The following is a 14,377-nucleotide window of genomic DNA, read 5'->3' as shown; positions in this document are numbered from 1 at the left end:
ATGCAACAAAAAAACCGAACCATGTAAAGGTTCGGTTGATCGCGTATCTTACAAATCGTCGAAACCGTTGGCGTCTGTCACTTTCGCATACGAACGCGATTTTTGTTCGAAGAAATCAGATTTTGTTGCGTTGAGCGAGTCGTCTGAGTATGCACGGATCCAAGGCATGACATCTTCGTCATATCCTTCGTACAAATCGTTCAGACCGATTACACGTAAGCGTTTGTTTGCCAAGTATTTGACGTAGTCACGCATCTCACTGACGTCGAGTCCATCGAGGTCGCGAAGGACGTATTCACACCACTCAATCTCAAGGTCGACGGCCTCTGCCATCGTATCGTATACGAATTGGCTGAACTGTCCATCCGCATCAATCTTTGGATTTTCAGTCAAAACGGCACGGAGCAACTGGCTGATGAAGTAAGAATGTTGCATCTCGTCGCGCTGGATATAACTGATCATCGTTGACGTCCCGACCATCTTTTGGTGACGGGCAAGGTTATAGAAGTAGGCAAATCCAGAATAGAAGTTGATGCCTTCCAAAATGACCGAGGCCACAAGTGATTTTGCGAAATTCTCTGCGTTTGGCGTATCGCGGAACTCTTCATATAAGTCCAGGATGAATTGGTTACGTTTCATGACCATCTCGTCATCTTTCGCAATATCAAAAATACGATTTTGTTCAGCGAGTGGGACAAGGCTTGATAAAACGTAACTGTACGATTGATTGTGTACGACTTCCTGTTGCGCGATGACGGCAAGTACGGCGTGCACGGATGAGTCTGACGAGAACATCGACGACTCGAGGATGTATCGTGTCTGGACAGAGTCGAGAATCGATAATAGTCCGATGATCCGTTTGAACGCGTCTTGTTCACGTTCCGTTAGTTGCGGCCACTGTTGCATGTCTTTCGACATCGAAATCTCATCTGGGATCCAAAAGTTTGAAAGCAACTGCTTATAAATCGTATAAAACTGAGGATATGCGATATCGTTCCAGTTCACGATTGAGCTTGTTTCGCCACCGATGATGGCGGTTGCCCGGTTAGGATGTTTGGGCGACAATAATTTGATTTTCTGAATCGACATGGTGCATGACTCCTTCTTCTACATTCTGAGCCATCCGTTCTGCCCAGTGCTGGACGTTGAACGGTTGGTTGCGAGGCGACTGCTCGATTTTAAGCAGTTCACCGGCTAGTGGGATTCCATATTTTGAAAGGTGGTACGCCATCTCATCGACCGCTCGACAGAAGTGAACAAACATTTTATCACCTGTTCCGAATACGGCTGCCTGACGAATCGGTACATTCAATTCTTTCAGTACGAGACGGAACGTGTCCTTCATTTCATCCGGCAAGATGCCGTCTGCCCATGTGTAAGACCCGAAATAGACGAGGTCACACGATGCGAGAGACTGGGCTTCCCGGTATCCGACCCGATCTGCGTCGTAGCGGACAACGTGGTCACCACGATGATGGTGGGTCGACTCGATGAGCGTCGCCACTTCTTCCGTGTTTCCGCTCATCGAATGACAAATGATTGCAATGTTCATGTCGTTAACCACCTTTCACTAAAAACGGACTAATGATGAATCAAACAAGTTATGAGGCACAAGACTCACATTCATCTACTTCAACGGTCGTTGAACGTGTGTAATAAATCGATTTCATACCGAGAGACCAAGCTTCTAAGTGCATCGCGAGAAGCTCTGTCGCTTTCACATCGTTCTTCACGTACAAGTTGAAGCTGATTGCTTGGTCGATGTGACGTTGGCGCGATGCGTTTTGACGGATGCTCCATAGTTGATCGACTTCGAATGCTGATTTATAGAACCAGTTCGTCTCAGGTGTCAAATCTGGCACCGTGACTGGAATCTTATAGTTCTTCTTCTCTTCTGAGTAGACTTTTTTATAGACCGGGTCAATCGAAGCGGTACTACCCGCGATGATAGCAGTCGACGAGTTCGGTGCAACAGCCATCATATAGGCGTTACGAACACCGTTTTGGTGGACGGCTTCTGCGAGACCATCCCAATCCAACTCGTCGTGCGAGCGATAGTTCCGGCGCTTGAAGTATTCCCCTGTATGCCATTCCGATCCTTCGAAGACGCCGAACGCGCCTTTCTCCTTCGCGAGCTCCATCGAAGCTTGGATCGTGAGGTAGGCAATCTTCTCGTAGAGTTTCTCCGCGTATTGAACGGCGTCGACCGATTCCCAGCGGATTCCTTCGAGGGCGAGTAGATGATGCCATCCGAACGTGCCGAGACCGACCGCGCGATACTTCTGGTTCGTAATCATCGCTTGTGGCACTTCAATGGTGTTCAAGTCAATGACGTTGTCGAGCATACGCATTTGAATCGGGATCAGGCGTTCGAGCACGTCTGCTTTCACCGCACGGGCGAGTGCAATTGAGCTCAAGTTACAGACGACGAAATCACCTGGTGTTTTCGTGATGACGATTTTTCCGTCTTGTGTGTACTCTTCTTCAATCGTCGTTGCTGACATGTTTTGTGCAATCTCTGAACAGAGGTTCGAGCTATAAATCATACCGGCGTGTTTGTTTGGGTTTGCCCGGTTCACAGCGTCACGGAAGAACATGTACGGCGTACCTGTCTCAAGCTGTGAGCGCATGTAACGCTTCACGAGGTCGATGGCAGGTACGGTCACGCGAGACAATTCTGGTGTGTTGACACACTCCATGTATTTCTCTGTGAAGCTACCGCCGTTTTCCGTTTCGTCGAAGTAGTCCTCAAGGCTATATCCCATCACCGTGCGAATCTCATGCGGGTCGAATAAGTGCCACTCACCGCGTGCCTCGACCGTACGCATGAAGAGGTCCGGTAAACAGACTCCTGTGAACAAGTCGTGCGTCCGAAGACGCTCATCCCCGTTGTTCAACTTTGCATCTAAGAATTCGAAGATGTCTTTATGCCAGATGTCTAGATATACGGCGATTGAACCTTGGCGCATGCCGAGTTGGTCGACAGAGACGGCCGTGTTGTTCAATTGTTTCATCCAAGGAAGGGCACCACTCGAGACGCCTTTGAATCCTTTGATGTCACTTCCGCGTGAGCGGATTTTACCGAGGTAGACGCCGATTCCGCCGCCACCTTTTGAAAGGGTCGCCACGTCGGTGTTGGAGTCGTAAATGCCACGAAGCGAGTCGTCGACTGTATCGATGAAGCAAGAGCTGAGCTGCCCGTATGACTTACCGGCGTTCGATAACGTCGGTGTCGCGACGGTCATATAAAGGTTTGAGAGCGCCCAGTACGCTTCTTCGACGAGTTTGAGGCGTGTTTTCTCATCCTCTTTTTGCATGAGGGTCATCGCGATGACCATGAAGCGCTCTTGCGGAAGCTCGTATAAATTCTTCACATGGTCGCGGCCGAGGTAACGGTCCGATAACGTGCGAAGTCCGATGTAGGTGAAGAGACGGTCGCGAGACGGGTCAATCAACGTCTCGAGGTGGTCCATATCTTCTTTTGAATACGTATCCATCAGTGCTGAAGTAAAGATGCGTTTTGATGTCAACGTCTCAATCAAGTGATGGAAGTTGCCGTAGCGCATCGACGCATCATAGCCACGATTGCGTGCCGCCTCGAGATAGAGACGGTTCAGATACATCTCTGTCGCCACGAACGTCCAGTCCGGTTCTTCGGCTTTCAACATATCGAGCGCATGCATCGTCAATAAGTCATATACTACATCTTGTGTCAGCGTCTTCGTCTCGAGCGCCCGAATCGCGCGTTCCTCGTAACGCTGTACACTTAAATGAGGATACCGTGTTTGGATAGATTGAATAAGAGAAGAAACATCAGCGAGCGTTGGCGCCGCTGGTAACATCGTCTCGTGGTGGATAGGGGATGTCAAAATCGATCACTCCTTTAATAGATGTAGACGTTATGAAAGTATAATAAGAACTTCCTAACCTGTCACAATAATGTGTCAACGACCAAAATAGCTGTTAACTATATATTGACACATTTTTATCTTTTTAATCATAAAACACCTATATTTAGTTTTTCAATCCTTGACATTCTTGAATGTGCGGGTCGGTGTTTTGCTTTTGTTCGAAAAGGGCTTCATGACCCGATTTGAGACAGGGAAATGAGATGAAAAATTTTTATGAATTCTAATTGCATAGTTCTTCACATAAAAATGAATTCGATTTCATCTTCGAGGAAGGGTTGTTTGAACCTCTATGTAGGCACGAATGTATTGTATTTGACGTCGACCATCAGAATACCTGCATGAATCGATCAATACTAGATATAGTGTTTCGTCAAATCGTGACGAATGAATCCATTTGTCAAGGCTGGTATCCGAACAAAAAGTAAGGTAGATTGATGAGGTAGGACATGGATTTCAACGAAAAGAAGGGTTTAACAAGTGCGTACAGAAGACTTATTATTAACATGGGACCCGCTCGGTTATGGAACAGGTTCATACGGACCGGAGTTCGATGAGGTGATGGTAGCATTAACCTATGTCGAATCTTCAGAACAATTGACCGATGTGATTCGCCGCACGCTTCTTGAGGCGTTCGATGAGTGTCCCCCTGAAGAAGAAATCATGAAGATGGCGCAGCAACTATTCGCGTCGTCATCTTGCCAACTATAAGGAGGAAGAATTAATGTTACGAATTGATCCAACACCAAACCCGAATGCAATGAAAGTCACACTTCCAGAGAACGTATTCGGCGCAAAAAGCCAAAGTGTGAAAGCAGGAGAAGCGACAGATCAGCCGCTCCTTGCGAAACTTGTCGAGATTGAAGGTGTCGAGAGTGTATTCGCATACGGCGACTTTGTAACCGTTTCAAAAGAGAATGGCGTGAGTTGGGAAGCAATCCTTCCACACGTTGAGACGGCATATCGCGGATGAACCCGGTTGTCTCGATTGTCATTCCAGCCTATAAGCGCGAGATGGAATTGACGGAGCTGCTTGAAAGCTTAACGGTCCAAACGTTTCAGCAGTTCGAAGTCTTGGTCATGAATAATGAAGGGCCGCCAAAACAGCATATTTTGGCGCCTTTTTTGAATCAATTGGATGTGCGTGTCATTGAAGTCGGGGAGAATCATCACGTCCGTGCGCGGAATCGTGGCGTACTCGAAGCGAAAGGGAACGTCATCTTACTGTTAGACGATGATGATTTGCTCATGCCGACTCACATCGAAGATGGACTACGCGATTTACAAGAAGCGGACTTCGTCTATACGGATGCCGAGCTATTCCGTTTTACATGGGAAGGCGGTCGTCGAGTAGTGATGGACTGGGAACCGTTCGCATATGACTTCGACCGTGAGCGGATGCGAAAGGACTCGACGTTCATCCCGTCCGGTACGATGTATCGCAAATCAATCCATGACACAATCGGTCTCTTCGATGAAGATGTCTATAATTATTGGGACTGGGATTTTTTCTTGAGGGTCATGGAGACGTTCACCGTGTCCCATCCCGCTCGAGCGACGGTTCTCTACGCATTCAATGGGACGGACAACTTATCAGCGAAACAAGACGAAACGAGACGTCGTTACTTTGACCGCTTTTGTCAGAAGCATGGGCTGACAGACATGGGGATGAAGAATTTCCATATGGTCCAAGAGGAACGACGTCCATATGTGAGGCAGACAGAGAGAACGTTCACAGGCGTGTTACCTGGTCGGACGGAAGGAGAATAAGTATGTATTCATCAAAAGAACTTGAACTATTAGAGTTGTTAGAAGAAAAGGGCTATTTGGAGACGAAGATGTTGGCTGATTTGTTGGCGCTTGATGAAGAAACGATTGAGTCGATGCTCGAGAAGTTCAAACAAGACGGCATTTTGCTTGGTTTTCGGGCGATGGTCAATTGGCAAAAAATCAACCGGCATGATGTCACGGCGTTTATCGATGTCAAAGTTGCGCCGAAACGAGGACGTGGATTTGATGATGTGGCCGAGCGTATTTATCGCTTCCCGGAAGTGACGGCCCTTTATCTGATGTCAGGTGCTTACGATCTCCAAGTCGTCATTCAAGCGAGCTCGCTCCAAGACGTGGCTTCGTTCGTCTCTGACAAGTTGTCACCACTTGACTCGGTCTTATCGACGACGACACACTTCAAATTGAAGACGTACAAACACGACGGGATTTTGTTCACCCCACAAACTGAAGACAAGCGGTTGAACATCACGCCATGAAGTCATTATCCAATCAAGTTGTCTCCATGAAGCCATCAGGCATCCGCCGCTTCTTTGATTTGGCGCAAAAGATGGAAAACGTGGTCTCTCTCGGGGTGGGAGAACCGGATTTCATCACGCCTTGGAACGTACGAGAAGCGAGCTATGTCGCACTCGAACAAGGATATACGGCGTATAGTGCCAATGCAGGACTCATCGAATTACGTGAAGAGATTGCTACTTATATGAAAGAACGATTTTCAGTCAAATACGATCCGGCATCTGAATTGATTGTGACGACAGGTGCCTCTCAGGCGCTCGATATCGCATTCCGTGCTCTCCTGAACCCAGGTGATGAAGTCATCGTCGTCGAACCTGCTTTCGTATCTTACGGACCGCTCATCGAGATGGCGGGTGGGAAAGTTGTTCCTGTCGCCTGTCGTCCGGAAAAGGGTTTTCGCCTCGACCGCGATGATGTCGAGCGCGTCATCACCGAGCGGACGAAAGCGATTCTCCTCTGCTTCCCGTCCAACCCGACGGGAGCAACGATGAACGCCGATGAGCTCGCGCAAATCGCAGAACTCGCGACCAAGTATGACCTTTGGGTTGTCAGTGACGAGATTTATGCGGAACTTTGCTATGACGAGCCGTTCACGAGTTTCGCGACACTTCACGATATGCGGGATCGGACAATCGTCATCAATGGTTTCTCAAAAGCGTTCGCGATGACCGGATGGCGCCTCGGTTTCACTTGTGCCCCTGAAGTCGTGACGCGGGAAATGTTGAAGGTGCATCAATATGGCATGATGTGCGCCCCGACGCTCGTTCAATTCGGCGGACTCGAGGCACTTCGTTCACGTCATCAACACGTACCGAACATGGTGAAGAGCTATCGTCAACGTCGGAACTATTTCATTCAGGCGCTGAATGAGGCAGGTCTCCCGACACACGTGCCGGGTGGAGCTTTCTATGCCTTCCCGTCGATTCGACACACGGGGTTGACGAGTGAAGAATTTGCGGAACGTCTTTTACTTGAAGAACGGGTCGCTGTCGTCCCAGGGAACGCCTTCGGTGAGAGTGGGGAAGGGTTCGTTCGGGCGAGCTATGCGACGTCGCTCGAACAGTTACAAGAAGCGATTCGACGCATCCATCGATTCATGCAGCAATTCGAAGTCACAGCGGTCAAGGACTCTCATTCGTGAGGGTCTTTTGCTGTTTTAGCGATATAATGAGAGGGAAAAGATGGGCGAGGTGAAGAAAATGAAACAAGTTGACTTTGTTGCAATCGGATGTGGTCCTTATAATCTTGGATTAATGGCTCTCGCGGAAAAGACATCACTACGCGGGATTTGCTTTGAAAAGCGGAAGGAAATGATGTGGCATGAAGGGATGCTCATTGAAGGGATGACGATGCAAACACATTACTTACAAGATCTCGTCACGCTCGCGGATCCGACCAACGCATCGAGTTTCTTGAACTACTTGAGTGAGACGGGGCGTCTCCAGACGTTCATCACGCAAGAACAAGATAAAATTCCTCGGACGGAATACAATCGATATTTGCGTTGGGTCGCCGAACAGCTGTCGACCATCCACTTCAATCATGAGGTGACGGATGTGTTGGTCGAGGAAAATGGTTTTCTTGTGACGGTCGAATCAAACGGTGAAACGACTCAAGTTCAAGCTACACATGTTGTTCTTGGAACTGGGGCAGAACCGTTTGTGCCGGAAGGTTTTGAACAAGTTATCCATACGAGCGAGTATTTAACCTATCGGGACGTCCTTCGAGATCGTTATCGCGTCGCGGTCGTCGGCAGTGGACAGAGTGCGGCAGAAGTGTTTCTTGATCTGTTTCGTGAAGCGACGGATGAACAACGTGTCGACTGGATCACACGTTCTGATCATTTCGAGTCACTTGAAGCAGGAAAGATTGGGGACGAGATTTTTAGTGTGGACTATGTCGAATATTTTCATGGTTTGTCTTACGAAGCACGTCAACAATTGCTTCAGTCATTTGAACGTTTCCGCCATGGCGTCAACCCTGAGACGATGACGGCGATTTATGAGGCGCTCTATCACCGGACTGCAGAAGGTGAGCCGAAGCGAGCAGAGATGCTGACGCAAGTCGAGGTGGAATCCATTTCCTATGACTGGTTGACGCATCGTTTGAAGGGGACGCAGCGCTATACAGGAGAAGTGATTGAGAAAGAGTACGACCTCGTCGTTGTGGCGACAGGCTATCGCCCGGTAATCCCGTCTTGGGTCGCTAAGCTTCCGGTAGTATGGGAAGAAGAGGGAGAATGGGCAGTGCATGACACATATGAAGTGATGATGAGCGAGTCGTTAGGTGGGAAGTTGTTCACACATACGAACTTGGAGCATTCCCATGGTCCCGCAGCAACGAATCTAGGGATGGCCGTCTATCGAAATGCGGTGATGTTGAACGAAATGGTTGGAGAAACGGTCTATCCGATTCGCCATCAAAAGCCGTTCACGACGTTTTGAACAAAAAAAGGGCTAGGCGAGTCGCCTAGCGGAATCAGGGGGGAATACTTGAAGTCTTGCTTGATTTGTATTTACCCCGCGCTTCGACTTTAAAACATAACAACACGTCAAAAATAATCTTTTTTACTAATTTGTACACTTTATCGAAAAAAGTATGTTATAGTAAGTTGATGAATTTAGCATAGGAGTTGTTTGTAATGGCAAAATACGAAAAAGATCAAGTATTAACAGGTAAAGTAACAGGAATTCAACCTTTCGGTGCTTTCGTAGCACTCGATGACGAGACTCAAGGTCTTGTACACATTTCAGAAATCTCACACGACTACGTAAAAGACGTAAACGATTACGTTCAAGTTGGTCAAGAAGTTGAAGTGAAAATCCTTGAAGTGGACGAAGCTTCTAAAAAGATCAAGCTTTCAATGAAAGCGACTCAAGAAGCTCCAAAACGCGAGAAGTCTGCGAAGCCAGCTCGTCGTGCGCCACGCCGCAACGAAGCATCTTCAAACTTCAAGCAAGAAGAAGCTCCAGGATTCACAGTCCTCAAAGACAAACTTGAAGACTGGATCAAAAACACAAACTTCAAGAAGTAAGTGTTCCAAGGTGACCCGTTCTAAACGGGTCACCTTTTTTGTGTTTTACAGGAATCGATGGGGCTTATGACGAAACTGTAATTCGAATAGGGGGAGATTAGATGAAGATTGGCATCATTGGAACGGGCGGGATTGCGACGAGTGCCCACATTCCGAATTATGTAAAAGCAGGGGTGGATGTGGTCGCGGTCATGAATCGGACACGGGCGAATGGGGAACGTGTCGCACGACAGTTTAACATTTCGAACGTCTATGAAACGGTCGAAGAGATGCTCACGCACGAGCAGCTCGATGCGGTCAGCATCTGTACGCCGAACGCCTTACATAAAGAGCAAGTGCTTCTTGCACTAGAAGCAGGGTGTCACGTGCTCTGTGAGAAGCCCCCGGGCATATCGGAAGATGAAGCGGTGGAGATGTTAGAAGCGGCAAAGCGAGCGGGGAAGACGCTTCATTATGGATTCCATTATCGGCATCGTGCCGACGCGGTTCTTTTAAAACGGATGATTGACGCAGGGGAGATGGGGGACATCTATGCGGCAACGGCACTTGCCCTTCGCCGACGAGGCATTCCTGGATGGGGCGTGTTCACGGACAAAGAGCTTCAGGGTGGAGGGGCACTACTCGATATCGGCGTCCATATGTTAGATCTCGCGCTTCACTTGATGGGTTATCCGGAACCAAAAGAGATTGTCGGTCATGTCGGGCAATATTTAGGGAATCGTCCGGGTGTGGGCTTGATGGGCAAATGGGACCATGAATCTCTGTCTGTCGAAGACACGGCGAGAGCGATGATCACCTTCGATACGCGTGCTTCTTTGTTGCTCGACGTCAGTTACATGGCCAATGTCGAAGCAGAAGATACGATGCGTGTCGAGTGCCGGGGAACGAACGCCGGGGCTAGTCTATTCCCGCTCACATTACATACTGAAAAATATGGGGCGTTGTTTGACGAACGACCTGCCTATTTGACTGAATATGATCCGTATGAACGTCAAATTCAGCTGTTTCTCGAAGCGTGCCGAAAGGAACCGAACTATCGGCAAGCAGAGGAAGCCGTCATACTCCATCGCATCATCGATCGCATTTACGCATAAGCACGATACTTTTCATTCTTTGAAAACAGGGTATATAGTGTAGGTGTTACATATTTCTACGAGGAGGATGAATCATGCACAACTTTGAATACAAAAACCCGACGAAATTGATCTTCGGTACACATCAAGTCGAAACATTATCGAAAGAACTTGGCGCGCTCGACGCGAAGAAAGTGATGCTCGTCTATGGTGGCGGAAGCATCAAGAAGAACGGAACGTACGATGAAGTCGTGGCTGAGCTTGAAAAGGCTGGCATCTCATACGTAGACTTCTCTGGCGTCGAACCGAACCCGCGTATTGAGACAGTACGTCGTGCGGTCAAATTTGCACGTGAAGAAAACATCGATGCGTTGCTCGCAGTCGGCGGAGGTTCCGTCATCGACTGTACGAAACTCATTTCAGCAGCGATTCCTTATGAAGGGGATGCATGGGACATCGTGCTCCGCGAACATATCCCGACAGAGGCGGTACCATTTGGAACGGTCCTCACACTCGCGGCAACAGGATCAGAAATGAACTCAGGATCGGTCATCACGAACTGGGAGACACAAGAGAAGTTCGGTTGGGGTCACCCACTCGTCTTCCCAACATTCTCAATCCTTGACCCACGTTATACAGTCTCGGTTCCAAAAGACCAGACGATTTACGGTATTGTCGACATGATGAGCCACTGTTTCGAACAATACTTCCACCCGAACCATGCGCCAGTACAGGAACGCATGACAGAAGGTGTCTTGAAAGCAGTCGTTGAATCGGCACCGAAACTCGTGAACGACTTAGAAAACGTCGATTTACGTGCCATCATCTTGTTCTCAGGTACGATGGCGTTGAACGGCGTCCTTCAAATGGGTGCTTCTGGTGACTGGGCATCGCACAACATCGAGCACGCTGTATCGGCTGTCCACGATATCCCGCACGCTGGTGGTCTCGCGATTCTCTTCCCACGTTGGATGGAGCACGTATTGGATGAAGACAACGCGGCACGTTTCGCCCGACTCGGTACGGAAGTATTCGATGTGGAACCAGGTGAAAACGACTTGGAGACTGGGAAACGTACAATCGAAGCGATTCGTGCATTCTTCGACCAGCTCGGTGCACCAAACTCACTCCGTGACTACGATATCGATGAGTCGACATTCGATGCGATTCTCGATTCTGCGATGAAACGTGGCGCATTCGGTCGTTTCCGTACACTCGAACGTGAAGATGTCGCGCATATCCTCGAACTCAGCAAATAAGGCAATTTATTGCCTATTTTGCAATAATGATTGAACGAATCTAGCGTTTCCGTTTATGATGGGTCATGTATGGCTCTTTTACGAGCGATTTAAAGGAGGAAATGACATGTCAACTGTACGTTTCGATTATTCAAACGCGCTCTCATTCGTAGGGAAGCACGAAATCGACCAAATGCAAGAAACGGTAAAAACCCTTCACTCGGTGATTCACGAGCGGAGCGGTGCCGGAAGTGATTTTCTTGGGTGGGTCGATCTTCCGACCGAATACGATCAAGATGAGTTCGCACGAATCAAAGCTGCGGCGGAACGAATTCGCGAGAATTCAGACGTTCTCGTCGTCGTCGGAATCGGAGGATCTTACCTCGGTGCCCGTGCAGCGATCGAAATGCTTCAACATTCGTTCTTCAACGTATTGTCAAAAGAAGAGCGCAAGGCACCACAAGTATTCTATGCGGGCCACAATATCTCTTCAACGTATATGAGAGAGTTGCTTCAAGTACTTGAAGGCAAAGAGGTCTCAATCAACGTCATCTCGAAATCAGGAACGACGACAGAACCTGCGATTGCATTCCGTGTCCTCAAGCAGTTCATGGAAGACAAGTACGGTCAAGATGGAGCGCGTGAGCGGATCTATGCAACGACAGACCGTGCCCGTGGTGCACTCAAGACACTTGCGGACGCAGAAGGATACGAGACGTTCGTGATTCCAGATGATGTCGGTGGACGTTTCTCTGTCCTCACACCAGTCGGACTTCTTCCGATTGCCGCTGCAGGAATTGATATCGATGCATTGATGGAAGGTGCACGCGACGCACAAAACGCTTACAGCTCACCAGAATTGGCTGAAAACGAAGCGTATCAGTATGCAGTCGTACGTAACGCCCTTTACGCGAAAGGCAAATCGATCGAGATGCTCGTCAACTATGAGCCAGCTCTTCACTACGTGTCAGAATGGTGGAAACAGCTTTACGGTGAATCAGAAGGAAAAGACAACAAAGGGATTTTCCCGGCGGCTGTCGACTTCTCGACGGATCTCCACTCGATGGGGCAATACATCCAAGAAGGTCGTCGTGACTTGTTCGAGACGGTCATTCGTGTGAAAGAAGTCCGTCACTCGATGAACGTCCCAGAAGACGCTCAAGATTTGGACGGTTTGAACTTCCTCGCAGGCGAAACGATTCAATTTGTGAACGACAAGGCGACAGAAGGAACACTTCTCGCACACACTGACGGCAATGTACCGAACTTGGTCGTCGAATTGCCAGAGATGACACCGTATCACCTCGGTTACTTGTTCTACTTCTTCGAAAAAGCATGTGCGATGAGCGGATACATCCTTGGGGTGAACCCGTTCAACCAGCCAGGCGTCGAAGCTTACAAAGCGAACATGTTCGCGTTACTCGGTAAACCGGGTTATGAAGAACAAAAAGCAGAGCTCGAAAAACGTTTGAATCAATAAGAAAACGAATCGGTCCGCGTGTTGGACCGATTTTTTTGTTTGAAACTGGGTGAAGACAAGGTAAAGTGAGAGTAGACAGGGGAAAGAAAGGGATGGACTATGAAGACATTCAAGGATTACTATCATAATCAAGTCGAGTTAAGCTTCACCCATTATCCGTTCTCAGACACGCCGCTCCACGTCTGGGTCGTCGCCCGATATGAAGACAAGTGGGTATTGACGAAGCATAAACAGCGCGGACTCGAGTTTCCAGGAGGGAAAGTCGAGCCAGGAGAACACGAGGACGATGCCGCCATCCGGGAAGTGTACGAAGAGACCGGTGGAGTCGTCAAAACGTTGCGCTATTTGGGACAGTACCGTGTGTTAGGTAGAGGTGATACGGTCATCAAAAACATTTATTATGCGGAGATTGAGCGATTCGAGGATCATCCTGCCATTGACGAGACAGATGGGGCTGTCCTGATCGATGCCTTGCCGGATAACTTATTGCGCAATCCACGCTACAGCTTCATGATGAAAGACCGTGTCCTACCGGAAACGATGAGGGTTCTCTATGATCAAAAACTGGTTTGACCGAATCGATGTGTTACCACCTTATGCGGGTTATCGGGTAACGCGAGGATGGTACACGACAACAGATGGGGAAGAGGTCGTGGCGTATTCGATTGAACCGAAACGTTCAAACGGCCAAGTGTTGATGTACTTACGAGGAGGAACTGCTCGAATCGGGGATGTCCGTTTACCACGTCTCATGCAATTTGCATCGCGGGGCTTTCACGTCGTCGCCCCGGTCTATCGTGGCAATCACGGCGGGACGGGAAAAGAAGACTTTGGAGGAGAAGACTTGGAGGACGTGCTCTCGCTATTCGACCGTGTCCACATGAGTGGACGACCGGTCCACGTTCTCGGCTTTTCAAGAGGAGGCATGATGGCCCTCTCCCTCGCTTCTGAACGACCGGTCACGACGGTTACTTCATGGGCTGGCGTGACAAATCTCGAGTGGACGTATGAAGAACAGCGTTCGATGCGGAAGATGTTACGTCGGATGACGGGTGGGGACCCCGAGTCCGCAGAATCTGCGTATGTCGACCGTTCTCCGCTTTACAAGGAATGGGTCGCCCCGACACTGCTCATCCACGGTACGGACGATGAACAAGTTCGCTTACGTCATGCGACAGCCGTCGCCGAGAAATTAGGAGAACAGGCAGAGTTTTGGGTGCTCCCGTTCGGTCACCAGCTCCCGTTTTGGGATAAATGGGAGACGACCGAACAAGCGATGGATTGGATGTTGCGACAGGAAAAAGCACTGACTCGATAAAAAATCGAGTCAGTGCTTT

Annotated in this window: 15 protein-coding genes; 12 read left to right on the top strand and 3 right to left on the bottom strand. The window is 48.9% G+C overall.

Translation table 11 applies throughout. The annotated features are described in order from the left end of the window. Positions 1-48: 48 nt before the first annotated feature. Genes PQI28_RS06965 through PQI28_RS06955 form a run of 3 tightly spaced genes read right to left on the bottom strand, consistent with a single transcriptional unit; the run spans position 49 to position 3,842 of the window. Positions 49-1,089, bottom strand: coding sequence for a ribonucleotide-diphosphate reductase subunit beta (locus PQI28_RS06965; RefSeq protein WP_074033504.1), 1,041 nt, complete (start codon positions 1,087-1,089; stop codon positions 49-51). Next, the gene (locus PQI28_RS06960; RefSeq protein WP_214693399.1) at positions 1,046-1,552 is read right to left on the bottom strand and encodes a flavodoxin domain-containing protein; all 507 of its coding nucleotides are present in this window, start codon (positions 1,550-1,552) and stop codon (positions 1,046-1,048) included. The genes PQI28_RS06965 and PQI28_RS06960 overlap by 44 nt, the downstream gene beginning before the upstream one ends. Positions 1,553-1,601: 49 nt before the next feature. Further along, positions 1,602-3,842, bottom strand: coding sequence for a ribonucleoside-diphosphate reductase subunit alpha (locus PQI28_RS06955; protein WP_427373265.1), 2,241 nt, complete (start codon positions 3,840-3,842; stop codon positions 1,602-1,604). Between the two features lie 546 nt (positions 3,843-4,388). Here PQI28_RS06955 and PQI28_RS06950 point away from each other — a divergent pair. From PQI28_RS06950 to PQI28_RS06895, 12 genes are all read left to right on the top strand, one after another. Continuing rightward, the gene (locus tag PQI28_RS06950) at positions 4,389-4,619 is read left to right on the top strand and encodes a DUF1871 family protein (protein WP_214746317.1); all 231 of its coding nucleotides are present in this window, start codon (positions 4,389-4,391) and stop codon (positions 4,617-4,619) included. 13 nt (positions 4,620-4,632) lie between these two features. Next, the gene (locus tag PQI28_RS06945) at positions 4,633-4,881 is read left to right on the top strand and encodes a NifU N-terminal domain-containing protein (RefSeq protein ID WP_012726804.1); all 249 of its coding nucleotides are present in this window, start codon (positions 4,633-4,635) and stop codon (positions 4,879-4,881) included. Next, the gene (locus PQI28_RS06940) at positions 4,878-5,678 is read left to right on the top strand and encodes a glycosyltransferase family 2 protein (RefSeq protein ID WP_214782074.1); all 801 of its coding nucleotides are present in this window, start codon (positions 4,878-4,880) and stop codon (positions 5,676-5,678) included. Before PQI28_RS06945 ends, PQI28_RS06940 begins: the two co-directional genes overlap by 4 nt. 2 nt (positions 5,679-5,680) lie before the next feature. Next, positions 5,681-6,175 carry an Lrp/AsnC family transcriptional regulator gene (locus PQI28_RS06935; protein ID WP_074033499.1) on the top strand — a complete coding sequence of 165 codons (495 nt, stop codon included), beginning with the start codon at positions 5,681-5,683 and terminating at the stop codon, positions 6,173-6,175. Beyond that, complete coding sequence (locus tag PQI28_RS06930) at positions 6,172-7,356, top strand: aminotransferase (protein ID WP_339962824.1); 1,185 nt, start codon at positions 6,172-6,174, stop codon at positions 7,354-7,356. Before PQI28_RS06935 ends, PQI28_RS06930 begins: the two co-directional genes overlap by 4 nt. 58 nt (positions 7,357-7,414) lie before the next feature. Next, positions 7,415-8,659: a lysine N(6)-hydroxylase/L-ornithine N(5)-oxygenase family protein gene (locus PQI28_RS06925; protein ID WP_339962823.1), complete on the top strand. Its 1,245-nt coding sequence runs from the start codon at positions 7,415-7,417 to the stop codon at positions 8,657-8,659. Positions 8,660-8,856: 197 nt separating this feature from the next. After that, entirely contained in the window at positions 8,857-9,249 is a 393-nt protein-coding gene (gene yugI, locus PQI28_RS06920) for a S1 domain-containing post-transcriptional regulator GSP13 (RefSeq protein ID WP_074033496.1), read from the top strand. A 101-nt stretch (positions 9,250-9,350) separates the two neighbouring features. Then, positions 9,351-10,343, top strand: a complete 993-nt coding sequence (locus PQI28_RS06915; RefSeq protein ID WP_339962822.1) for a Gfo/Idh/MocA family protein — start codon at positions 9,351-9,353, stop codon at positions 10,341-10,343. A gap of 74 nt (positions 10,344-10,417) precedes the next feature. Continuing rightward, entirely contained in the window at positions 10,418-11,581 is a 1,164-nt protein-coding gene (locus PQI28_RS06910) for an iron-containing alcohol dehydrogenase (RefSeq protein ID WP_214782085.1), read from the top strand. A gap of 106 nt (positions 11,582-11,687) precedes the next feature. Then, positions 11,688-13,040: a glucose-6-phosphate isomerase gene (locus PQI28_RS06905; protein WP_214782088.1), complete on the top strand. Its 1,353-nt coding sequence runs from the start codon at positions 11,688-11,690 to the stop codon at positions 13,038-13,040. A gap of 99 nt (positions 13,041-13,139) precedes the next feature. Further along, positions 13,140-13,613, top strand: a complete 474-nt coding sequence (ytkD, locus tag PQI28_RS06900) for an RNA deprotection pyrophosphohydrolase (RefSeq protein ID WP_074033492.1) — start codon at positions 13,140-13,142, stop codon at positions 13,611-13,613. After that, on the top strand, positions 13,594-14,358 hold the full coding sequence (locus PQI28_RS06895) for an alpha/beta hydrolase family protein (RefSeq protein ID WP_074033491.1): 765 nt from the start codon (positions 13,594-13,596) through the stop codon (positions 14,356-14,358). The genes ytkD and PQI28_RS06895 overlap by 20 nt, the downstream gene beginning before the upstream one ends. Positions 14,359-14,377: the final 19 nt, after the last annotated feature.

The sequence above is a fragment of the Exiguobacterium sp. USCH10 genome (assembly GCF_037619445.1).
In the GTDB taxonomy this organism is placed as follows: Bacteria; Bacillota; Bacilli; order Exiguobacteriales; family Exiguobacteriaceae; genus Exiguobacterium; species Exiguobacterium aestuarii_A.
This window is presented reverse-complemented; position numbering and strand designations above follow the sequence as displayed.